We start from the raw sequence: 24802 nt of genomic DNA, 5'->3' as shown, positions 1-24802 counted from the left end.
GAAAAGCTCTCCCGGAAGTCGCGGCCGAACCCGGGGCGGTGGACGGGAAGTTACGACAAATGGTTGCGCAACTTTTGTGCAAACGATAGCACAATTGTGGGTTGTGGTGGAAAAGATGATGTGGATGCCGAATAATCTCGTAAATACGGTAAAAAAAGCAATTGACAGTTCTTCTTCCGTGGAGATAACATAGGGAAAGATTAATGGCAAGCGCTTTCATTATGCCACTTGCGCAACTTGTTTGCACAGAAGGATTTCATGAGGAGGCGTTTATATTTATACGCATCAATGCGCAAACGTTTGCGCATTGATGCGGCGTAGCTCGAACACCGGAAGGGGCGGCGGAAGGCCGCAAACGCTGTTGGCAAGCAAAAAAAGGAGGCGTATGGATGAATCTCGCTTTAAGAGGCAAGCGGTTATTCATGCTGTTCATGGCGATCATGCTGGCGTTGTCGTGCGTGCAGCTGTATCCGAGAGGGGCGGTCGCCGCAACGGTCAGCGCGACGTTGGTCGGAGACTTGCAGACGGAGTTGGACAACGCCAGCGATTGGGACGAAAAGTCGGAAGTGACGAAAATGACCGATATGGGGAACGGGGAATACCGGTTTACAGGGACTTTGCCCGCGGGGACTTATCAGTACAAAGTCGCTCTGAATGGTGCTTGGACCGAAAGCTACGGCGTTGGCAGCTATACGAAGCCGGGAGCGGTCGGGGATGGCGGCAATATCGTCCTAACGCTGCCGGAAGCGGCGACCGTGGCGTTTTATTACAACGATAAGACCCATCGAATCGCGGACTCGTCGTATTATACGCCGATCGCGGACGACAAAGCGCCGCGCGTCGTCGGCAGCCTGCAGTCCGAGCTCGGAGACTCGAGTGACTGGAATCCGGGGGAGGCGGGAACCCGGCTGACCGATCCGGATTACGATAATGTGTATGCGGCGAAGAAAAGCGTGCCGCAGGGGAGTTACGCGTTCAAAATCCTGCTCGGGAGCGCGTGGGAAGGAAATCAGGCGTATCCGGAGAGCGACAAGCCCCTCGTGCTGCCGCAGGATTTAGACGTGACGTTCTCGTATAACTCGATCACGAACGCCGTCGCGGCCGATTTCGTCGTACCGGCCGATCCGAACGGCGGCGTTCCCGCCGGGTTCTTGCGTATCCATTATAACGGGGATGCCTCTAAATATTCGGCATGGCTATGGGACGACGTCGTCGCGGCATCTACCGGATGGCCGAACGGCGCGACCGCGTTTCCGAGCGGCCAGACGGACGATTACGGGGCTTTCGTGGACGTGCAGCTGAAGGCGGACGCCAAGAAGGTCGGGTTCCTTCTCGTCGACAAGTCAACGGAGGCGAAGGACGGCGACAATAAAACCGTGATGTTGACTTCGCCCGCGATGAACGAAATCTGGGTGAAAACCGGTTCGGATATCGTATATCCTTACGAGCCCGTTGATCCTCCCGATAATACGATCAGGGTCCACTATATAAGGGATGACGGCAAGCAGGGCGATTACGGCTTATGGACCTGGGGCGACGTGGCAACGGCAAGTTCCGGATGGCCGACCGGCGCTGCGGCTTTCGCGACGGACACCGTCGGCAGGCAAGGTTCGTACGTCGACGTGGCGCTCGCGCCGGGCGCGAAGAAGATCAATTTCCTCGTCGTCAACCGGACGACCGGGGACAAGGACGTCTCGGCGGACCGTTCCTTCGGGCTGCTGAGCAAATACAAGCACATCTGGCTGAAGCAGGGCGATAGCAACGTGTATATCTCTCCGTACGGAGACTTGCCGATCGGCCTCGTGTCCGCGGAGATTTCGGCGCCGACGAAGGTACTGCTCGGCTTCACGACGACGGCCGGGCTGGTCGCGGACGACTTGAAAACCGCGATCGCGGTCAAAGACAAGAACGGCGATCCGTTAACGGTCGACGCCGCGGCGATCAAGGACGGCACGACCGTCGAATTGACGGCGGCGCTCGACATGGAGAAGACGCCGTTGAGCGTCACGTACGCCGGAACGACGCTCTCCGCGAGAAAGGGCTGGCGAATGCTCGACGAGATGTACGCGTACGACGGCAACGATCTCGGCGCTACGTACGATGGCGGGGACGCGACGCTGAAGCTGTGGGCGCCGACGGCGAGCGCCGTCGTGGCGAACTTCTACGAGAAGGACGGCATTAACTCGCTCGGTCAAGCGACTCTGGCGAAGGGCGCACAAGGCGTATGGGCCGCTGAAGTTAGCGCGAGCGATCTCGGCGTCTCTGACTTGAAAGGCTATTACTATCAATACGAAGTGACGAACGACGGTGTCGTCAAGAAGGTGCTGGACCCCTACGCGAAGTCCATGGCCGAGTTCCGCGTGAACACGAAGGGCGAAGCCGGCACGGACGACGATGCCGTCGGCAAAGCCGCGATCGTCGACTTGAGCGGCACGAGCCCGAGCGGGTTCGGCTTCGCTTCGATCGACGGTTACGAGAAACGCGAGGACGCGATCATCTACGAGACTCACGTGAGGGACTTTACGTCCGATCCTTCGATCTCCGGAGACCTGACCGCGAGATGGGGCTCGTACAAGGCGTTCATCGATAAGCTGGACTATATCAAATCGCTCGGAGTCACCCATATTCAACTGCTGCCGATTATGGCTTGGTACTTCGGCGACGAGTCGAAGGCGGGCACGAGGGAGTCGGCGTACTCGGCGCAGGATAACGAATACAACTGGGGCTACGACCCTCATAACTATTTTACGCCGGACGGCGCCTACTCGGAGGACGCGACGGATCCGGAGCTGCGGATCAAGGAAACGAAAGAGCTCGTCGACGCGATTCACAAGGCGGGCATGGGCGTCGTGCTGGACGTCGTCTATACCCACATGGCGAAAAAAGAGCTGCTGAACGACATCGTGCCGGGCTATTACGCTTGGCAAGACGCGAACGGCTCGTTCGTCGGAGGATTCGGCAACAACCTAGCGACGAATCACAAGATGGCCGAGAAGCTTATGGTCGATTCGGTCAAGTATTGGTTCGACGAATACAAGATCGACGGCATGCGCTGGGACATGATGGGCGACGCGACGTCGGACGCCGTGCAGGACGCGTACGACGCGGCGGCGGCCATCAATCCGAACGCGCTGTTCATCGGCGAAGGCTGGAAGACGTTCTCCGGTAACATCGCGGATCCTTCGCTGGAAGGCCAGGGCGCGGATCAGGGGTGGATGAACCGCACGGACAGCGTCGGCGTCTTCTCCGACGAGATGCGCAACGAATTGAAGTCCGGCTACGGCTCCGAAGGACAACCGCGATTCATAACGGGCGGCGCTCGAAGCATTAGCACGATTTTCAACAGTATCAAGGCCCAGCCGTCCAACATCGCGCAGGACGATCCGGGCGACGTCGTGTCGTATATCGAAGCGCACGACAACCTGACGCTGCACGACGTCATCGCGCAGTCGATCAAGAAGGATCCTTCCGTCGCGGCGAACGAGCTGGAGATCCAGAAGCGGATCCGGCTCGGTAATCTGCTCATTCTAACGTCCCAAGGAACAGCTTTCCTGCAAGCGGGTCAAGAATACGGGCGCACGAAGCAATGGAAGGCTGCAGGCGTGCCGGAGCAGAAGTACGTGGAGCTCAAAGACGCGAACGATCAATCGTTCGGGTACTTCATCAACGATTCGTACGATTCCTCGGACGCGATCAATCATTTCGATTGGGCGAAAGCGACGGACGAGGCGGCGTATCCTGCGCAGACGGAGACGAAGGACTATACGTCCGGCCTGATGAAGCTTAGAAGATCGACGGACGCGTTCACGCTCGGGGACAAAGACTTGGTGAACGCCAACGTGACGCTCGTATCCGCGCCGGAAATCCAGGCGAACGATCTCGTCATCGCCTACAAGAATAAGGCGACGGACGGCACAGGTCAATATTACGTGTTCCTGAACGCGGACGACGAGGAACGAACGCTGACGTTGTCCGAGGATTTGACGGGCGGGACGGTCGTCGTCGATAGCGACGAAGCGGGCACGGCGGCGGTCGGAACGCCGTCCGGGTTCGCGCTGACGGCCGGATCCATCGCGCTCGATCCGCTGACGGCGGTCGTCGTTCGGGTGGATTCGGCGGCGGCGCAACTGCAGTCGTTGGAGCTGGACTCCGGCAGCTATCGCCTGACGCCGGGCGACAAGCATCAGACCAAAGCGTTCGCGAAATACGACGACGGCACCAAACGGAACGTGACCGACAAAGCGACATACGTCTCCGATCTCCCGAGCGCGGCGACCGTATCGGCAAGCGGCTTGGTGACGGGCGTGGATAAAGGCGCGGCGATGATCAGCGTTTCTTACCAAGGCAAGAGCGTCAGCGCCGCCGTTAACGTCGTGCCGAAGCGATACGTCAAGATCAACTACATTCGGCCGGACGGAAACTATACGGACTGGAACTTATGGATATGGGGCACGGGCGTGAAAAACGACCAGATCAATTTCGATCAGGTCGAGAACGGAGTAGCAACGGCGATGCTGGAGGTCGCGCAGGAAGCGGTCAGCGTCGGGGTCGTCGTTCGCAAGGGGGCGGATTGGTCGACGGCGAAGCAAGATATTCCTTACGATCGGCTCATTCCGCTAAAGCCGGGAGACCCGTACACGAAAGTGAACATCACGAGCATGGTCGGCGAGCTGGACATTATGCCTAGCGCGATCGGACCGCAGCTGGATGACGGCAAGGCGACGTTCGTCTATCGCGACGACGCGCTGTTCAAGAACGAACGGATGAACGAGATTTCGGGCGTGAAGGTGAAGATCGACGGAGAGCTTCACGACATGGTGTACGACGCGCATAAGGAGTTATTCGGTTACACGCTCGAAGGGTTGACGCCTCATCATTACGCGTACACCTTTCTCGTGACGAAGGGCGGCACGGAGACGGAAATCGCCGACCCGCATCACGCATGGATCGAGGATGGACATTCGGTTCTGAAATACGCCGCGCCTACGGTGACGATTTCGTCGTCGATGAACCGAAATGCGATTACCTCCAACGAGGAAGGCATTCTGACGTTAACGACGACCTCTTCGGAGCCGGTCGCTTTCCGCGAAGGCTATATCGATCTGACGGCGCTGGGAGGCCCCGCCAAAGTCCGGTTCGATACGGCGCTCATGGAGCAATCGGTCTCGGTCCAAGATACGGTGACGGCCGGCAGCAAGAACGTCCCGGCGACGCTGATCGACGAGTACGGCAACAAGCATGGGCACGTCGCGAAGGTTAACGTGAATGCCAGGACGTCGGCGGGCGACGCGCTCGACTTCGATTGGGATGAAGCGCGCATTTACTTCGCGCTGACGGACCGGTTCGCGGACGGCGATCCGACGAACAACGCGAACGTCGACAAATCTCACCTCGAGGCGTATCACGGCGGCGATTTCAAGGGCATGATCGACAAGCTCGACTACTTGAAAGAGCTTGGCATCAATACGCTGTGGATCACGCCGATCGTCGATAATATCGACTTCAACAAGGGAGTGGATTGGGGCGGCAAGCAATACGGTTACCATGGCTATTGGGCGCAAAGCTTCACCGAACTCGACGAGCATCTCGGCGACTTGGCGACGTTTAAGCAACTGATCGACAAAGCCCATGACAAAGGCATCAAGATCATGGTGGACGTCGTGCTGAACCATGCCGGTTACGGCGTGAAGGTAACCGACAACGTCGCGGGCGTGACGCAGGCGACGAGAGATCGTTTTGCCGGACTGCTGCGCACGGATACGGTGTCCTCCGACGTGAATCCGATTGTCGGGGAACTCGAGCATTTACCGGACTTCAAGACGGAAGACCCTGCCGTTCGGCAGCGGATCGTCGATTGGCAGGCGGGCTGGCTGGATCGCGCGAGAACGTCCCGCGGCGACACGATCGATTACTTCCGCATCGATACGGTGAAACACGTAGAGGATACGACGTGGAAGGCGTTCAAGAACGAGTTGCTTCGGATCGATCCGAATTTCAAATTGATCGGCGAGTACTTCGGGGGGACGATCGATAACGACGGCGGCAACCTCTACAGCGGGCAGATGGACGGTTTGCTCGACTTCGGCTTCAAGGATAAGGCGCGCGATTTCGCGAACGGCAGCATCGATAGCGTCGACGCTTATCTCGCGGATCGCGAATCGAAGCTGAACAACGCGGCGACGATGGGGCAATTCCTAAGCAGCCACGACGAGCCCGGCTTCCTGTCCGAATACGTCGGCGGCGACGAAGGCAAGCTCAAGATCGCGGCGGCGCTGCAGATTACGGCCAAAGGCCAGCCGGTCGTCTATTACGGCGAAGAACTTGGACGTTCGGGCGCGAAAGCAGCCGATTTCAAGGAAGGAAAGTTCAGCGAGAATCGCGGCGACATGCCATGGGATCGCTTGACGGCGGAGCAGGCGCTTCACGACCATTACATGAAGCTGCTGAACATCCGCGCGAAGTATTCCAAAGTGTATTCGAAAGGAACGCGGACGAAGATCGGCGGCTCCGACGCGACGGGTTACTTGGCGTTCGACAAGGCTTACGCGGGAACGAACGTCGTCACGGTCATCAACGTGAAGACGGCAAGCCAGAGCGTCATGCTTAACGTTCCTTTCGCCGCGGGCGCATCGGTGAAGGATGAATACGGCGGCGGCACGTATACGGTAACGTCGGACGGGAAAATCACGCTGGATGTGCCGGGCAGAAACGACGGCGGAACGGCGATCTTGGCGGCAGTCGTATCCTTGCCTTCGTCCTCGGGCTCGGGCGGTTCTTCGCAAGGAGATTCCGGCGCGCATGTCGTGAACGAAGAGGCGCTGAAGAACGGCAAGGAAGGTAAAGTCGAAGTGGCGATCGCGGGAGGCAAGCACTCCGTACTGTTGCCGATCCAGGCGGCCGCGATGCTAGGCGAGAACGATCTCGCGTTGCGAGCGGGCGAGTTGACGGTCGCGATTCCGCGGGAGGAATTGGATGCGATCGCTAAGCTCGTCTCCGGTCAAGATGCGGACGGAGCGCATATTCAATTCGATTTCAAACCGGTGGCGGACCCAATCGACGGCAAGAAGCTGATCGCAGACGAGGAAGCGAAGGGCGCGAACGTCCGTCAGGCCTCTCCGGTATACGAATTCACGCTCAGCGTCGTTACGAAAGACGGCAAGTCGATCTCGGTTACGAGCTTCAAGAATCCGCTAACGATTACGCTTCCGCTGACGGGCAATCCGAATAAGGAGCTTGTCGGTATCTATTACATCGCGGATAACGGGAAGCTGGAGTATGTCGGCGGCACGGTTAACGGCGATCGGGTCAGCGCGGAAGTGTCGCACTTCAGCAAGTACGCCGTGCTGGAGTACGAGAAGACGTTCTCCGACGTCCGGTCTGGCCATTGGGCGGAAGCCGTTATCAAGGCGTTGACGGCGAAGCATATCCTTAACGGCGTGAACGAGTCTTCCTTCATGCCGCAGCAGCGCATTAACCGCGCGGAATTCGCGGCGATGCTCGTGCGAGCGCTCGGCGTCGCGGCTGATGGAAAAACCAAGTTCGACGACGTCGACGCGGGCAAATGGTATGCGGCGTACGTAGCGACCGCCGCCGAGCTCGGCATCGTCAACGGCCGAAACGGTAACCGGTTCGGGCCGAACGATACGATGACGCGGCAGGAGATGGCGGCGATGATCGTCCGCGCGCTGGAGGTCAAGAACGGCAAAGCCTCAGCGACAGGCGCTCCGGCTCCGTTCGAGGATCGCGGCCGGATCGGCGCATGGGCGTTGCCTTACGTCGACGTCGCGTACGAGCTCGGGCTGTTGAAAGGCCAGGGAGCAGGCATGTTCGCTCCGCAAGGCGTTCTGACTCGCGCGGAGGCAGCGATGGCGATTTACTCTCTCATTAAGCAATAGAAGTATAAAGAAGAAGCCTCCAGAACCCGCGCGAATTGCCGGGTCTGGAGGCTTTTTCGGCTTGCCTAACCGTTATTTCACGAGAGGAGTCACATCTCCGTAAGCGTAAAGCGTCAGCCGGTGCAACGCGCGGGTGCAGCCGACGTACAGAAGCTTGGCATCCTGCGGGTTAAGCGAGTATTGCCGTTCGTCGGCTCCCGCGACGAGGACGGCGTCGAACTCCAGCCCTTTGGACAAGTAGACGGGCACGATCGTGACGCCTCCGCGGTATTGCGCCTGTCCTTCGGAGATGAGATTGGCTTCGAGGCCTCCAGCGGACAGCTCTTCGTGCAGCTTCGCGCAAGCCACGTCCGTCCGCCCGATGATGGCGATCGTGCGCATGCCCCGTTCCTGGTTGCTTTCGACGAAGTCGCGGATGAACGGAAATCTCTCTTCCTCGCGCTCCAGCCGAACGAGCTCGACCGGGTCGCCGCTGCGGAAGACGGGAGTAGCCGCCGGAAGCCCGGTATCCGTGTGCGGGAGAATCCGGTTGGCGAATTCGATGATCTCGAGCGTCGAACGGTAACTCTGCTGGAGCGCGTGATAAGAATTGTGCTCGTCGTCGAAGACCGCGGACAACTCGTTCCAGCGTTGAACGCCGCGGTAGGCGTGAATGCCCTGCGCCAAGTCACCCAGGATCGTGAACGAAGGCTCGTTCATGAAGGCGTTCAGCACCGCGATCTGAAGCGGGGACACGTCCTGCGCTTCGTCGACGACGACGTGGTCGAACGAGAGGTTGTCCCGGCCGTTAAACGCGACGTGGATCCAGACGAGGGCGGGCAGGTCCTCGGGTTGGACGAACCCTTTCTTCAGGTAGGCTAGCGTCTCCTTGACGACCTTCGCGGGAATCCACGTTGCCGCGTCCGGAGCCGCGAACAAGCTTTTGTAGAACTCTAGGGCGTCCGCTTTCGGCAGCTTGTTCGCGTAGGCGCGCAGCCTGTTCTTGGCGGTCTTGCTCCGTTCCTTGCGGATTTTCGGGTCGCCGATCGCCGTCAGCTGCATCTCCAACCAGCGGTTGATCCGCGCGATGAGCCGTTCCCGGCGAGGAGCGAGCGCGTAGTGGCGGTATTCCACTTCGAACCATTCGCGCACCATGCTTCCCGGCAGCGTTCGTCCGTCCCAAGCTTCGAAAGCAGGAGGCTCGTCTCCGAGGAACGCCTGCTCCAATTCGCGCAGCCTCTCGTCCAGCTTCTCCTTGAACGCGAGCGAGCCTTTGAACCTTCCCGGCGTCTCGTCGTCGATCGAAGGCCGATCCGCCACGAAGGAGAACCAGACGTTGCCTTCGGCCGAATCTTTCGCGAGCCGCACGTTCGCGTTCAGACGGTCGAGCGCCCATGCCGCGAACGTCGTCTGCTCGACGTTGCCGACCCCGAGCTCCGGCAGCACGCCAGAGATGTAATCGAGGAACATCGTGTTCGGGGCGAAAATAATCATTCGTTCCGCTTTCATCTGCTGCTGATATTGATAGAGGAGGAAGGCGAGGCGGTGCAGAGCGACCGTCGTTTTCCCGGAACCGGCCGCCCCTTGGATGATCAGCGCCTTGTAACGGGTCGCGCGGATGATCGCGTCTTGCTCCGCTTGAATCGTGGACACGATGTCGCGCAGCTTGTTGTCCTTCTTGTCGCCGAGCTTATATAGAAGAAACTCGTCGTTCAAGCCGATGTTGTCTCCGCCGCGCTCGTAGCTGTCCACGATCCGTTGCAGCGTCTTGTCGCGGATGGATAGATTGCGCTTGAGGTAGACGGCGCCGCCGATCGTCCCTTCCGGGGCTACGTATTCGACGGGAGCTTCCCCTCCCGTGAAGGAGTAGAACAAGCTCGCGACCGGCGCCCGCCAGTCGATGACGTAAGCCTCGTTCGTCTCCGCGCGGTCCATGCCCCTCTTGCCGATATAGAGCGGAAGAGGAGAGTCCTTGCCGTTCTCGCGGAAGTCGATCCGTCCGAAGTAGGGTTCGTTGCCGAGCAGCGCCAATCTTCTGCGGTATTCTTCCCTTTTCTCCTCGAGCAGTTGCTCGGTGAAATCCTGCCCGCGGTAGACGGGGCCGATCGCTGATCGCTGCCGCTCGATCTCTTCGAACGTTTCCTTCAGCCTTTGCGTTTCTTTTTGGTGGGTCGGGTTTTGGCTTTGCGTTTCCATCGTCGTGAAGCCTCCTTGCGTCGTTCGTTGATTTCGCTTCCCTATTGTGACGCATTTTTCGATAAAACAATAGACTTATGTTTTCCGTTTTGTTATGATGTTGAGTATAGGATTACCTAAAATAATGCGAACAAACGTTCGCATTAAATGCGAGCGAAAACGCGGCCCTAATCTCTCCGGTTCGGAGAAGATTTGGGCCTTTTTTTATGCGGTTGGGGATGGGCGCCTGTAGGGATGTTTCACCTGACTACAGGTGCTGAGAGCGCGGATTGAGGAACTCTAAGCGGGTTTTACCTGACTACAGGAGCTGAGAGTGCGGGTTGAGGTGCTCTAAGCGGGTTTCATCTGACTACAGGTGCTTAGAGCGCGGATTGAGGAACTCTAAGCGGGTTTTACCTGACTACAGGAGCTGAGAGTGCGGTTAGAGGAACTCTAAGCGGGTTTTACCTGACTACAGGAGCTGAGAGTGCGGTTTGAGGTGCTCTAAGTGGGTTTCACCTGACTACAGGTGCTTAGAGCGCGGATTGAGGAACTCTAAGTGGGTTTCACCTGACTACAGGTGCTAAGAGTGCGGTTTGAGGTGCTCTAAGCGGGTTTCACCTGAGTTCACCGCTCTGCACGCCAAATTTCCGACGGAGCGAGCCCCGCAACCAGATTTATCCGGTACTCCGGCGCTCTTCCCGCAACGATTGCCGTAGGACTCGAGGAAGAAAGATCGCTTTTTTCCGCCGTTGTCGCTAAAATAAAGGGAAGAAAGAAGTTCAAGGTTGGAGGGTCATGAATGGATACGAACGCGCAGCCGCCGGAGAAGAAGAAGTTATCCCTGAACGTCGTGAGCAACAAAGAACATAGAGGGTTCGGGGCGGGATCGATCGACCTGAGCCAAGTCGCCTGCGTCATCATCGACGAAGGCGAAGCCTACATCGACGTCGGCGCGATGCACGCCAAGAGCAAGATCGAGAAGGGGATCAAGTTTTCCCCGGACAAGTCGCTAGTACCGAACGGCCGACAAGCATGGATCGTCTGGGTCGCGGTCGACCGCAACGAGACCGGATCGTATTACGCGGGCGCGACATCTTGCGAGATGCTGATCGACACCGAGGCGCGTAAGGGCTGGAAGATACTGCCCGATCACGTGAACCGGCTCGATGCTTCGATCAAACGTAAATACATGCTCGATAACATCGGTCCGTCCGAGAAAGCGGCACTGACGAAGCTGCTCGTCGAGCATAACGCCGAGTGGTGGGACAACTCGCCGCAAGCATTGAAGGATTTGCTCGCTTAGGCCGGTAAGCTCATGAATCGCGAAACACCCCTGAATTTTCCATTGGAACGACCCGCGGGTTTGACCGATGAACGATTCGGAGGGTGTTTTTTATATGCTGCCCGATTTGAGAGATTTATGAGAGTTGGTTGTCGTACAATGAGGGAATAGAGGTAAGTCGGCTTTTCCGGGGGAGAGGTTTGCTTGAAAGCAACAAGCTTGCGGAGCGCGCTAGGCATCGTCGGATTCTCGGCGCTCGCCGTCGCGTTAATTATAGGAATCTTCCTACAGACGCGGCCGGCCGCGGATTCGCCGGTAGCGGAGTCTGGCTTGCTCGATCTGACCGGGTGGGATTTCAAGGATCGAGGCGTGGCCAACTTGATCGGCGAGTGGGAGTTTTACGGCGGGCGGGTGCTTGATCCGTCGGATTTCGCCATGGACGGCGCGCCGGCTCCGGCCTATTCGAACGTCCCCGGCACATGGAAGGGCAACGATGACGATGGCGGCATTGCCCGCAAAGGCTACGGGACGTACCGGCTTAAGGTGCTCCTGCCCGAATCCGGAGGGATGTACGGACTTAAGGTCCGCAGCATCCGGATGTCCCACCGGCTGTTCGCTGACGGCGTCCTGATCGGATCGAGCGGCAGGCCCGCCGAAAGCCGGGAGGCGCACGTGCCGGGTAATACGCCTTATACCGCCTTATTCCACGCGAACGGCCGGGAGATCGACCTCGTGCTTCAGATCGCCAACTTCGAGTTTATTACCGGGGGCGTCGTTAGCGCGATAGAGCTCGGGCTTCCGGAAGACGTTACGCTCAAGAGCGGCATACAGCTTGGCACCGATATCGCGTCCGTATTCGTTCTAGGCATGTTCGGCGCGTACCAGCTCAGCTTCTATTTCATCCGCAAGCGGGAGAAGACGTATTTGTTCGGCGGGCTTTATTTGCTGTCCTTGGTCATCGTTCAACTGTTCTACGGGGAAAAAACCGCGCTTCGGCTCTGGCCGGATATTCCGTTCCATGCCGCGTACAAGCTGCTCGAGTTCGGACAGTTTTCTTCCATGGCGCTCTGTTTCTTGTTCTACGCTTCGATCGACACGCGCATTCTGAAGCGCGGAACGTTGACGGCGGTATTGATTCCTTATCTCCTTTATATCGCGGGATTGGCTTTCTTCCCTTATTCTTCGATCGTCGAAGCGAAGTTTTACTTGTTCCTCTACGCGTTCTTGCTGATGCTGTTCATCATCCTCCGCTTGATCGTTCTGTTCTTGGCGGAACTCAAGAGACCGAACGGACGCAAGGAGCTCGCGCTGTTCATCGGAGGAAGCTTGTCGCTTCTTGTCTTCCTCGTCGACGGCTCTCTCTATTCGGAAAGTCTCGTGCCGGACGACCTGATCGCCAAAGGCGCGCTCGTCTGCTTCATCATCTTCACGAATATCATGCTGGCTTCGAGATTCGGCCGCGCGCTGAAGGAAACCGAGCAGCTCGCCCGGCAACTCGCGGCTTCCAACCGAAGGAAGGACGAATTCTTGACGATGACGTCGCACGAGCTGCAGACGCCGCTTCACGGCATCCTGAACTTGACGGAGGACGTGCTGGAGGACGGGGAGACGCCTCCTTCGGAACGCCATCGCCGGCAGCTCGGCTTGATTCGCGACACGTCGCTTAAGCTATCCATGCTCGTTCGGGATTTGGTCGACGCGACTCGGCTGAAGCATGACGAGCTTCGTCTGGACGCGACTCTCGTCGATGTCCGGGTAACGGCGAGGATCGTCTGCGACGTTCTTCGGTTCGAGCTCGGCGGCAAGAGCATCCGATTGGACAACCGGATCGAGAGCGGCGTCGGCGTCTTCGCCGACGAGAACCGGCTGCGCCAGGTGCTCTACAATCTTGTGCAGAACGCGATCAAGCATACGGAATGCGGGACGATCAGCATCTACTCGAGCACCGAAGGGGAGTTCGAGCGCATCGTCGTCGAAGATACCGGCATCGGCATTCCGGCGGGGGATCGGGAAAGAGTGTTCGGCTACTTCGAGCAGCTCGAGTCCGGTTTCGGCAGAGGCCGCCATTCGGGATTGGGCGTCGGGCTGTATATTAGCAGAATGCTCGCGGAGCGCATGGGAGGGCGTCTGGCGGTCGAATGGTCGGAGCTCGGCCAAGGAACGCGAATGGCATTAACGCTCCCTTCCGCGCGGCTGCCTCTTGCCGCTAGAGAAGCGGCCGCGTCGGCGGAGGAGCCGTCGTTCGCGAGCGAGGACAAGCTGGCGGACGTGCTCGGTCGTCCGGGTGCGACGGTGTTGATCGTCGACGACGAGGCGACCAACATTCACGCGCTTCGCAGTATTCTGAAAAGGCAGGACTATAACGTCGTGTCGGCTTTCTCGGCCAAGGAGGCCGCGGAGAAGCTCGTTCGCCACCCGGAGACCGATCTGGTCATCCTGGACGTGATGATGCCGGGCGAATCCGGCATCGAGCTGTGCCGATCGATCCGCAGACGACGGTCGATTCTGGAGCTGCCGATTCTGTTCGCCACGGTGAAGGATTCCCCGTACGACATCGCGCTCGGCTTCGGGGCCGGGGCGAACGATTACGTCACGAAGCCGTTCGAGGGAGAGACGCTGCTGGCCCGCATTCAGACGCTGCTGGCGATGAAGGCCGCTTTCAAGGAAGCGATCCGGAGCGAGCAAGCGTTCCATCAGGCGCAGATCAAGCCTCATTTTCTATACAATGCGCTGAGCGGCGTCATCTCGTTCTGTTACACCGACGGGGAGAGGGCCGCGTATTTGCTGACGATGCTGAGCCAGTATCTTAGGCATATTCTGGACATGGACCGGGATACGGCCTTCGTTCCGTTGCAGCAAGAGCTGGAGCTGATCGAAGCGTACGTCGAAATCGAGAAAGCCCGGTTCGATGATCGGTTCGACTTCAAGCTCGAAGTCGACGAGGCGGTCGCGTACCGGGAGATACCTTCCTTGTGCATCCAACCTTTCGTCGAGAACGCGATCCGCCACGGATTGTTCGAGAAGGATAGCGGCACCGTGACGCTGCGGATCGTCGAAGGGGACGGGTATCTCAAGGTGACCGTCGAGGACGACGGCATCGGCATTCCGGACGACTTGGCGTATCGGCTCGCGAATGGAGACGGTCCGGGCGGGAGCATCGGCATCGCGAATATCCGCAAGCGGCTCGCCGCGTCGCCCGGCGCAAGCTTGCAGATCGACTCGGAAGTCGGGCGCGGGACAAGGGTGACGCTGTTCTTGCCCGCAACCGGAAGAGAAATCGAGGGCGAAGAAGGGAGGAGAGCTCGGGTATGAAGCGATATAGGGCGATCATCGTGGACGACGAGAAGCCGGTCATACAACTCATGAAACATATCATCGCCAAGAACGGGCGTTACGATATCGAGGGAACGTACGCGAATTCGCTTGAGGTCGCGGAGGCGGTGGCGGCGTTGCTGCCCGACGTCGCGTTCCTGGACATCGAGATGCCGAAGCTGAGCGGGCTGGAGCTGGCCCGGTTGATCGCGGAGCTGTCTCCGCGAACGAGAATCGTGTTCTCGACGGCGTACCGCCAATACGCGCTCGACGCGTTCGACGTGAACGCCGTCGATTATATTCTGAAGCCGGTTACGCCGGCGGCGATCCAGCGGGTGACGGGGAGGTTGGACGAGCTGTTCGGCGCCCCGTCCGCTGGCGCGAGGAAAGCCGGACGCGAGGGAGACATTCGCTGCTTCGGAGCCTTCGAGGTACGCAACGCTGCGGGAGAACTGCTCCGGTGGCGAACCCGCAAGACGGAAGAATTGTTCGCCTACTTCCTCTGCCATCCGAACAGGGAGATCGTCAAGTGGAAGCTCGCCGATGCGCTTTGGCCGGATATGGACGAAGATCGGGCGATGAACAACATGTATAACTCGGTTTACCGCTTGAAGAAGACGTTGAAGGAGCACGGCCTCGGTATAGACGTGCTTAAGACGCAGGACGGCTATTCGCTCGACACGGGCGGAATGGAATACGACGTGGCGCTGTTCGGGGCGGGCGATCCGAACAGCGCGGCGGCGGGATTGTCGCACGAGCAACAGTTATGCAAGGCCTACCGAGGCAGGCTGCTGGAGACGAAGGATTACGGCTGGAAGCTTCCTCTCGAGGAAGCTTTCGCGAGACAGTATTCGGCGGCCGTCCGGGAGCTGGCGAAGCTGCATCTGAAGGCGGGCGAGTGGAAGCTGGTCGAAGAGAGGCTGCTTGCCGGTCTGGCGATCGAGCCTCTGAATGAGGAGATGAACAACATGCTCGTTTCCGCGTACGAGCTCGCCGGGCATCCCGAAAAGGCGCTCAGGCAAGCCTCCGAATTCGCCGTCGCTTACAAGGAAGAGTTTGGTGTGGAGCCGGGTGCTTCCAACGCGACGCGGCGGGTTTAAACGCTTTGGCGAGGAAGAGATGGAGCGAGAGAGCGTTCGGGCTCTCTCGCTTTTTGTCGTTTTAAGAACGGTACATGCCCATGGAGACGGGGAGTTGGAGAGATTTTTGAGAGATGCTTTATGGTACAGTTTGTCTGCCACAAGCGGTTCTTGTCGAATAAGCCAGAATCCGCTCGTTAAACGTGATGACGAAAGGTGAGAGCTTACACATGGTACGGAGAATTCAGAAGAAGGCGAGCGCGGTACTGCTGGCATTCGCGATGGTGTTCGGCATTCTGCCAGCAGCCGGTTTGGGGACGGTAAAAACATTCGCGAGCAGCGTCGTGTTTTCAAGCATTGATGCTGGCGGAAGTCATACGTTGGCGCTGGATAGCAATGGCAATGTTTGGGCTTGGGGGAAAAACGATAAAGGTCAGTTAGGCACTGGGGATCAATTAGAAAGAAACGTGCCGACGAAATTAACGATCGAGGAAGGGGGAAGCTCCGTTCAATTTGTTGCGGTATCCGCAGGAACCCAGCATTCGGTCGCATTGGATTCGGCAGGTAACATATGGGATTGGGGAATAAACGACAAGGGAGCTCTTGGAACCGGGAGCATATCGACCCCGGTGTTGGCGCCGGTAAAATTGACGACGATATCCGGTGTCAGCGCCGTTGCGGCAGGTTCCCACTTTACCTTGGCCTTGAAGACGAACGGCGAGGTGTGGGCATGGGGCGATGATTACTACGGTACGGTCGGCGTGGATCTGGGGATTGCGAATCCTAACGTTAATTATTCCGCCACTCCGGTGCAGGTCAAATATGACGACAACGGCACTCTCGTTCCCTTGCTTGCAAAGCGCGTCTCCGCGAGCGACGGACAATCGTTTGTTATCGATTTACAGGATTCGTTATGGTTTTGGGGGCTGAACGGGGCAACGGATACGGTAAACGGTTTGCCTTCCAAGGTTCTGAATGCCGGCGGAGCGGAGATCAAGGCGAAGGCGGTTAGCGGGGGGAACCACTTCTATACGTTTGTAGACCTTGCCGGGGATGTATGGACTTCGGGCGATAATTATGGAGGCAGACTCGGGATTGGCAACTCCGACTTCGACTTCAAGTCTAGCCTTCCTGTAAAAGTTTCCGGCATTAGCGATGTCGTGGCCATCTCTGCGGGATACGGTCATGTTCTTGCTATCGATTCGAACGATAAAGTGTGGGCCTGGGGGTACAACGGATACAGTCAATTGGGCGACAAGAGCAATGTTGATCGAATAATGCCCGTTCAAGTCAGAAATAGCAACGGAAGCACTTTCCTGAATGCGGATGCCCTTGCTTCCGGCGGAACTTGGCTTGACAGCCATTCGATTGCTCTAAAGAATGGACAACTGATCGGATGGGGAAATAATGCCGACGGCAGATTGGGTAACGGAAATACGGACATCAAAAATTATGCCGAGGATATCGCCCCTCCGGATGTTTATACGGTTTCCTACAATTCCAATTCGGGAAGCGCCGTACCATCGAATAGTGACGTCTCCTCGGGCAGCACGATAACCGAACCGACGGCGCCGACAAGATCGGGTTATACGTTCGATGGCTGGCATGCAGATGAAGAGACGACGGATAGTTGGGATTTCAGCACGGAACAGGTGACTGCAGATATTACCCTTTTCGCGAAGTGGACGGCTTTAGCGACTTACGCGATCACGTTCGACGAGGCTGAAGGAAGCGCTGTTTCCGATTTGTCCAATGTCGTAACGGGAAGCAAGATTGCCGCGCCGACAACGCCGACCAGACAAGGTTATACGTTCGACGGCTGGTACAAGGAATCCGCCCATACAACGGCGTGGGATTTCGATAACGATACGGTAACGTCGAATATTACGCTTTACGCGAAGTGGACCGAACTGAAAGTATGGTTGAACAATGGAAAAATGAAATTCGGCAACACTGCCGACGGTCAGTCCATTAACGCCGCGGGCAACTTGAATCAACCGTATTATTTTAACAGCAGCTGGTTTAAATTGACTTTTGGCACTAACGCCTTGCAATCGATGCTGATGATTGGCGGAGACGGCACGAGCAGTTGGAACTCGGATGGTAGCACGTACTATTCGGCGGTCAGACCGTCGAGTACATGGGATATAGTGCCGATGAACGAAGTCAGCATGGATAGCAGCCAATATGATGCGGAAAGTCAGACGGGGATCGTGACCGTAACGGGGAAAGTCACGATCGACGGCAAGACGCTGCTCGTGCAGCATGTCTATACGCTTCTAGCGGATAAGTCCTATATTAAAGTCCGATCGAAAGTGACCAATATTAGCGGTGAATCGGTCTTGAACGTTAGATTTATCGTAGGTACGAGCGACGATTATATCGGGACCGACGATAGCCCGGATAAGACGAGAGGGAATATTGTCGACGGGGCGTTCGCTCCTATTGCGAGTCAAACCGCTCAAGCTAAAGTGTTAAAGGCCGTTTCCTCGGATTCCGGCGCGCTGCTCATCTCGACAAGTCCATCCGCGCAAGCGCTTATTGGAAATAGTCTTACCCTGGATGCCTTGCGCACGAGAGATCCAGCCATCACGCCAATCAGCGCACTAGGTACGGATTCTTCATACGGCATGTACTTCAGATTAACAGATTTGGCCGACGGAGCTTCCGATTCGTTCAATTGGTATTACGCGGCAGGTTCCATTGCCAGCTTGTCTCAAGTCATCGCGGATCTTGATAATGATATTGTCAAACACACGGTAACTTTTAATCGGAACGACGGCACCGCAACGGATCCTTATGCGACGATTTCCGTCGTGGAAGGCGAAGCTGCAGGTCAATTGCCGACTGCCCCTGTCAGAACGGGATATACCTTCGAAGGCTGGTATGTCAACGCGGACGGGAGCGGGGCAGCATTTACCGCGGGCACCCCAGTTACATCGGCATTGCAAATCTATGCCAAGTGGACGGCTTTAGCCTACACGGTCACTTTCGACGAGGCTGAAGGAAGCGATGTTTCCGATTTGTCCAACGTCGTAACGGGAAGCAAGATTTCCGCGCCGACGACGCCGACCAGACAAGGTTATACGTTCGTTGGCTGGTACAAGGAAGCTGCCTATACAACGGCTTGGGATTTCGATAACGATATGGTAACGTCGAATGTCACGCTTTACGCCAAGTGGATTATAGCGACTTACACGGTCACGTTCGAAGAGGCTGAAGGAAGCGATGTTTCCGATTTGTCCAATGTCGTAACGGGAAGCAAGATTTCCGCGCCGACGGCGCCGACCAGACAAGGTTATACGTTCGCCGGCTGGTACAAGGAACCTGCCTGTACAACGGCTTGGGATTTCGATAACGATACGGTTACGTCGAATGTCACGCTTTATGCGAAGTGGACGATGAATCCCGTGCTTGGCGGCGGCACGACGGCTCCGACGAAGGAAGTCATCACGGTCGACGTGGAAGACGGCTCGAACGATAACGGCAGTGTCGTGTCCAAGGCGACGATCGAGAGGACGACCGACGCGAACGGCAACAAAAAGGATGACGTAACGTTCACGAACGAGCAGGCGTCCAAGACGGCCGAGCAATTAGAAGCTGCAGGGTCGAACACGGCCAAGATCGTCATTCCGGATCCGAAGGACGAAGTGTCGGAGCTTAACGTGAAGCTTCCGGAAGCTTCAACAGGTACACTGGCTAATCAAGGGCTGAACCTGGAAATCAACACGCCGAACGTTCGCATCGTCATCCCTTCGGCATCCTTGCAGGCGCTGGGCGATGATAAGTACTTCCGCCTCGTGCCGATCAAGGCGGAGAGCGAACGGCAGCAGGTCGAAGAGCGGGCGCGTACGGAGCAAGTCGTGCGCGAAGCCGCCGGCAACGATACGATCAGCGTCGTCGGCCGTCCGATGACGATCGAGACGAATATGCAGAGCCGCAAGGTAGAGCTCATCCTGCCGATCGGCAACGTGTCTCTGACCGACGAGCAGCTCAAGGATCTCGGCATCTTCATCGAGCATAGCGACGGTACGAAGGAGCTCGTCAAAGGGGAAATCATCCCTTACGACGCAACGGGTAAGAAAGGCATCCGCTTCACCATCAATAAGTTCAGTACGTTCACGATCGTTCACATGGAAGGCTGGCAGCAGACGCTGCTGGAAGGCGAAGGCGGCCAGACGCACGAGCCTTACATCTTGGGTTTCCCGAACGGAACGTTCGGACCGGAGAAGCCGATTACGCGCGAGGAAATGGCGGCGATTCTCTCCCGTGTCTTGTCGAAGAGCGAGACGGTGGCTCCGATGACGTTCAAGGACGTCGACGCCAAGCGTTGGTCTAACGCGGCCGTCGAGAAGGTAACCAAAATGGGGCTGATGGTCGGCTACAAAGACGGTAGCTTCCGTCCGAAGCAGTCGATCACGAGAGCGGAGATGGCGGCGATCGTCGCGAGACTGATCGAGACCGAAACAATGGGAAGTGGTTTTCCGGACGTTGCGGCGGCGCACTGGGCGGCGGACGCGATCCGGACGGTTCAAGCGGCCGGGCTCCTTAAGGGGTACAACGACGGCACGTTCCGTCCGAAAGCTCAATTGACGCGCGCGGAAGCGGTCACGCTGATCAACCGCCTGCTCGGAAGAGGGCCGGTAACCGGCATCGATGCGAAGTGGAGCGACGTGACGGCGAAGCATTGGGCGTTCGGCGACGTGCAGGAGGCGTCGATCGGCCATCGCGTCGAGAGCGTTACGAACGGCGTCGAGAAAGGCGTTAAGAAGTCGTCGTAAGCGGAATATTGAGCTGGAAATGAACGGCTCGTCCAATCGCGGGCGAGCCGTGCACTATGCCGCAAGGCCGGCTGCATACGATTATTTTGACGGAAGGATTGTTGTCTTATTATGCGAAAAAAATGGTTTGGCAAAGTATTGGCGGGGGTCTTGTCTCTTCAGTTGCTTATTCCCGCGTTTCAAGGCGATTCGCGTGTATCGGCGGCCCCGATAGAGACTGGTATCGTAGGCGATTCGTATACGATCTCCACGCTCGTTCAAGGGATGAACTCCATGAATCAAATGGCGCTTGACGAGGCGCGCGGGTACTTGTACGTCACGAAAGGAAACACCATTCAGCGGATCGATCTTAAAAACAACAATGCGATCACGACAGTCGTAGGTACCGAAGCGGGGGATTACTCCCCAAGCGGCACGATAGCAACTGAGGCGAATATAAGCGCTCCGCAAGGCGTAACAGTAGCAGGCGACGGCACGCTCTATTTTACGGATTCGTATAATGGGCTCGTTCGCAAAGTGGTGAACGACCAGATCGTCGACGTAGCAGGAAAAACCAACGAGAATGGTCCTATCCTTTTGAACTTTGGCGATACGGCCACGACAGACGTTCAGGCTACCGCAACGGCGTTGTTTCGGCCGATCAGCATCACTGTTGACGACGACGGAAATGTCTATTTTACCGATAACGGCTTTATATACAAAGTTGCTCAGGATGGCATCCTTACCAGGCTATCTCCAGATAATGCAGCTACGGCGATTTCCAGCATGGAAGTATTCGACGGCCAACTGTATTACACGGCTTTCAACGAGCATGTTGTCCGTAAGATCGACCTCTTGACTGGTGCAATCTCGGCTGTTGCGGGAACGGGGGACCCCTGGGGATTGTCCGGCGACGGCGGGCCGGCAACGGCCGCCAGCCTCAATCGGCCGAACGGGGTTGCCATCGACGGTCAAGGAAACGTGTACATCGGGGAAACGGATAACCATAAAGTTCGCAAGGTGAAACAGGCTGACGGTACGATCGAGAGAGTCGCGGGGACCGGCACTTACGGCTATTCCGGCGATAGCGGACCGGCCCTTCTCGCCCAATTGGGCGGACCGAAGGATATTGCCGTCGCCGATGACGGCACCGTTTATGTTGTCGATTCTATCAACGGCGCGATTCGCGTGTTGACTCCCGGCCCGTTGTCCGACCAGACGTTGAAGCCGTTGACCGTTGGATACGCTGCGGGAACGCAGGAGACGAGGACGGTTACGTTGAAGCGGAAGGGATCGGGCGTCCTAACCAACGTTTCAGTAGCGTTAAGCGATGAGAGCAGATTTACGCTCACGCCGCCGGTTGCCACGTCGCTTGACGATACAACTCCGTCCACGACCTTCACGGTCAAAGCCAAAGACGGATTGTCCGTCGGAACGTATACGGCGACGGTAACGGTATCCGCGGACTCGCTGACGCCGGTCACCTTTACGGTCATGCAATTCGTTCAAGCGTTGCCGAAAACAGTCATAACAATTGCCGGCAATGGAACCTACGGGTATTCGGGAGACGACGGCCCTGCAATTTCTGCGGAATTGAATTATCCGGAAGGCGTTGCCACTGACGCCGATGGCAATGTATATATCGTCGATACGGACAATAACCGGATTCGTAAGCTCGATGCGGTCACGAAGAAGATCAGCACCGTTGCAGGAACGGGCGAGCCAGGCTATTCCGGCGACGGCGACCTCGCGACGTTGTCGCAACTGAACGAGCCTGAAGCAGTTGTCGTGGACTCGGACGGGAATATTTTCATTGCGGATTATGGGAATCAGGTGATTCGCAAAGTGGGCACTGACGGAAAAATAAGCACGTTTGCCGGAACGGCGGAGGTGTATGGGTACTCGGGAGATAACGGGCTTGCCGCCGATGCGCAATTCGATGGTCCGATCGCTCTTGCCTTAGACAGCGACAATAACCTGTATGTCGCGGATCTGTACAATGCCAGAATCCGCAAAATCGAAGCAACTACCGGAATCATCACCACGATTGCAGGAACGGGTGTGCCAGGGTTTTCGGGAGACGACGGACCCGCAACCGAAGCTCAATTAAATTACCCGCGCGGATTGGCTCTGGATAGCGACAATAACGTACTTATCATTGATAGGGACAATCATCGCATTCGTAAAATCGATTCCGAAAGCGGAGTCATCAGCACAATCGCGGGGACTGGCAGTCTAGGCTATTCAGGGGATGGAGGACCTGCGAACAATGCGCAATTGAATGAGCCGCGCGGTATCGCATTGGACCTTGAGGGGAATATCCTCATCGCGGACAAAGGGAATAACCGAATCCGGATGATCGATGCGGAATCGGGAAGCATTATGACAATTGCGGGGACGGGCAATGCCGGTTTTTCGGGAGATGGCGGACCAGCTACTTCGGCTGAATTCGATTCTCCTTACGGAGTGGCGGTGGATAGCTACGGAAACGTCTATTTCGCCGACAAAAACAATCAACGTCTTCGCAAGCTTGTCGATGGCTTGTATACCGTTACTTACGATGCCAACGCCAGCACCGAAGGAGACGTACCGGCCGACGGAAGCATTTATGATCCGGGTGCTGCGGTTAACGTGCTTGACAATACCGGAAAATTGGCGAAGTCCGGCTATACGTTCGCGGGATGGAATACGCAGGCGGACGGAAGAGGAACCGGCTACGCTACAGGAGACTCGTTCGCCATGGGCTCGTCCAATGTGACGCTTTACGCGAAGTGGACGATGAACCCTGTAATTGGCGGCGGCAGCGCTCCGGCCCCGACGAAGGAAGTCATTACCGTCGACGTGGAAGACGGCTCGAAGGACGGCAGCGTCGTGTCCAAGGCGACGATCGAGCGCACGACCGACGCCAGCGGCAGCAAAAAGGATGACGTAACGTTCACGAACGAGCAAGCAACCAAGACGGCGGAGCAATTAGAAGCGGCAGGCTCGAATACGGCGAAGATCGTCATTCCGGACGCGAAGGATGAAGTGTCTGAGCTGAACGTGAAGCTCCCTGAGAGCTCTACGGGCACGCTCGCTAGCAACGGCTTGAACCTGGAGATCAACACGCCGAATGCCCGCGTGATCATTCCGAACGAATCGCTGCAAGGCCTCGACGACGATAAGTACTTCCGCCTCGTACCGATCAAAGCAGAGAACGAGCGTCGCGAAGTCGAGGAACGGGCGAAGAAGGAAACGGTCGTACGAATGGCCGCGGGAACCGACAAGATCAACGTCGTCGGACGTCCGATGACGATCGAGACGAATATGCAAAGCCGCAAGGTGACGCTCGTGCTGCCATTGGGCGACGTGTCGCTTACGGACGAAGAACTGAAGGATCTCGGTATTTTCATCGAACATAGCGACGGAACGAAAGAGTTCGTCAAAGGGGAAATCGTCCCTTACGACGCAACGGGTAAGAAAGGCATCCGCTTTACGATCAATAAGTTCAGTACGTTCACGATCGTACACAAAGAGGGCTGGCAACAGACGGCGCTCGAGGGCGAAGGCGAGGCGGGCAAGACGCACGAGCCTTACATCGTAGGCTTCCCGAACGGAACGTTCGGACCGGAGAAACCGATCACGCGCGAGGAGATCGCGGCGATTCTATCCCGCGTGCTGAGCAAGAAAGAGACAGTCGCGGCGCTTGCGTTCAAAGACGTCGACGCGAAGCGTTGGTCGAGCGAAGCGATCGCGAAAGCGACGAAGATGGGGCTCTTGCTCGGCTACGAGGACGGAAGCTTCCGTCCGAAGATGACGATCACGAGAGCGGAGATGGCGGCGATCGTCGCTCGGATCATCGAAGTGAAGGACGGTGAGAAGGGTCAAGGCTTCGCGGATGTCAAAGCCGGTCATTGGGCGGAGAACGCGATCAAGTCGGTCCAAGCCGCCGAGCTCATGAGAGGCTACGAGGACGGCGCGTTCCGTCCGAACGCGGAGCTGACCCGTGCGGAAGCGGTCACGCTGATCAACCGCCTGCTCGGAAGAGGGCCGGTAACCGGCATCGACGCGAAGTGGAGCGACGTGACGGCGAAGCATTGGGCGTTCGGTGACGTGCAGGAGGCTTCGATCGGTCATCGCGTCGAAAACGTAACGAACGGTGTCGAGAAAGGCACGAAAAAGTCGTCGTAAGGAGAATGATATTTTCAAACTGAAAAGCGCCCCTTAGAATATCGTCGAAAGATCCTTCGGGCTCGGACGATGAATTCTAGGGGGCGCTTATTTGTTCGCTATTCTCGAATGTCGATATCGTGCAATCCATTTCGCGGATACTCAACT

7 protein-coding genes are annotated in these 24802 nt (G+C 57.3%); 6 read left to right on the top strand and 1 reads right to left on the bottom strand.

Annotated features, from left to right (window positions below; all coding sequences use genetic code 11):
* The first annotated feature begins 389 nt into the window (after positions 1-389).
* On the top strand, positions 390-7895 hold the full coding sequence (locus ACFPPD_RS01630) for a pullulanase (protein WP_209747284.1): 7506 nt from the start codon (positions 390-392) through the stop codon (positions 7893-7895).
* A gap of 72 nt (positions 7896-7967) precedes the next feature.
* Here the strand turns inward: ACFPPD_RS01630 and ACFPPD_RS01625 are convergent, their stop codons facing one another.
* The gene (locus tag ACFPPD_RS01625; protein ID WP_209747286.1) at positions 7968-10070 is read right to left on the bottom strand and encodes a HelD family protein; all 2103 of its coding nucleotides are present in this window, start codon (positions 10068-10070) and stop codon (positions 7968-7970) included.
* A gap of 781 nt (positions 10071-10851) precedes the next feature.
* Between ACFPPD_RS01625 and ACFPPD_RS01620 the strand changes: the two genes are divergently transcribed.
* The 5 genes from ACFPPD_RS01620 (at position 10852) to ACFPPD_RS01600 (ending at position 24655) form a co-directional block, all read left to right on the top strand.
* Positions 10852-11355: a YwhD family protein gene (locus tag ACFPPD_RS01620; protein ID WP_209747288.1), complete on the top strand. Its 504-nt coding sequence runs from the start codon at positions 10852-10854 to the stop codon at positions 11353-11355.
* A gap of 183 nt (positions 11356-11538) precedes the next feature.
* Positions 11539-14646 (top strand): hybrid sensor histidine kinase/response regulator, encoded by a 3108-nt coding sequence (locus ACFPPD_RS01615; RefSeq protein ID WP_209747290.1) that lies wholly within the window; start codon positions 11539-11541, stop codon positions 14644-14646.
* The gene (locus ACFPPD_RS01610; protein WP_209747293.1) at positions 14643-15746 is read left to right on the top strand and encodes a response regulator; all 1104 of its coding nucleotides are present in this window, start codon (positions 14643-14645) and stop codon (positions 15744-15746) included. Before ACFPPD_RS01615 ends, ACFPPD_RS01610 begins: the two co-directional genes overlap by 4 nt.
* 209 nt (positions 15747-15955) lie before the next feature.
* A complete protein-coding gene (locus ACFPPD_RS01605; RefSeq protein WP_209747296.1) occupies positions 15956-20506 on the top strand; it encodes an InlB B-repeat-containing protein in 4551 nt (1516 codons plus the stop codon).
* 111 nt (positions 20507-20617) lie between these two features.
* The gene (locus tag ACFPPD_RS01600; RefSeq protein WP_209747298.1) at positions 20618-24655 is read left to right on the top strand and encodes an NHL domain-containing protein; all 4038 of its coding nucleotides are present in this window, start codon (positions 20618-20620) and stop codon (positions 24653-24655) included.
* Positions 24656-24802: the final 147 nt, after the last annotated feature.

Source organism: Cohnella suwonensis (genome assembly GCF_042655365.1).
Lineage (GTDB): Bacteria > Bacillota > Bacilli > Paenibacillales > Paenibacillaceae > Cohnella > Cohnella suwonensis.
Note: the sequence above shows the minus strand (reverse complement) of the source record. Positions and strands in the feature narration are given on the sequence as shown.

Excerpts from the sequence above, each read along its gene's own strand:
- ACFPPD_RS01630 (WP_209747284.1), top strand. The coding sequence starts at position 390 with ATGAATCTCGCTTTAAGAGGCAAGCGGTTATTCATGCTGTTCATGGCG.
- ACFPPD_RS01625 (WP_209747286.1), bottom strand. The coding sequence starts at position 10,070 with ATGGAAACGCAAAGCCAAAACCCGACCCACCAAAAAGAAACGCAAAGG.
- ACFPPD_RS01620 (WP_209747288.1), top strand. The coding sequence starts at position 10,852 with ATGGATACGAACGCGCAGCCGCCGGAGAAGAAGAAGTTATCCCTGAAC.
- ACFPPD_RS01610 (WP_209747293.1), top strand. The coding sequence starts at position 14,643 with ATGAAGCGATATAGGGCGATCATCGTGGACGACGAGAAGCCGGTCATA.
- ACFPPD_RS01605 (WP_209747296.1), top strand. The coding sequence starts at position 15,956 with ATGGTACGGAGAATTCAGAAGAAGGCGAGCGCGGTACTGCTGGCATTC.
- ACFPPD_RS01600 (WP_209747298.1), top strand. The coding sequence starts at position 20,618 with ATGCGAAAAAAATGGTTTGGCAAAGTATTGGCGGGGGTCTTGTCTCTT.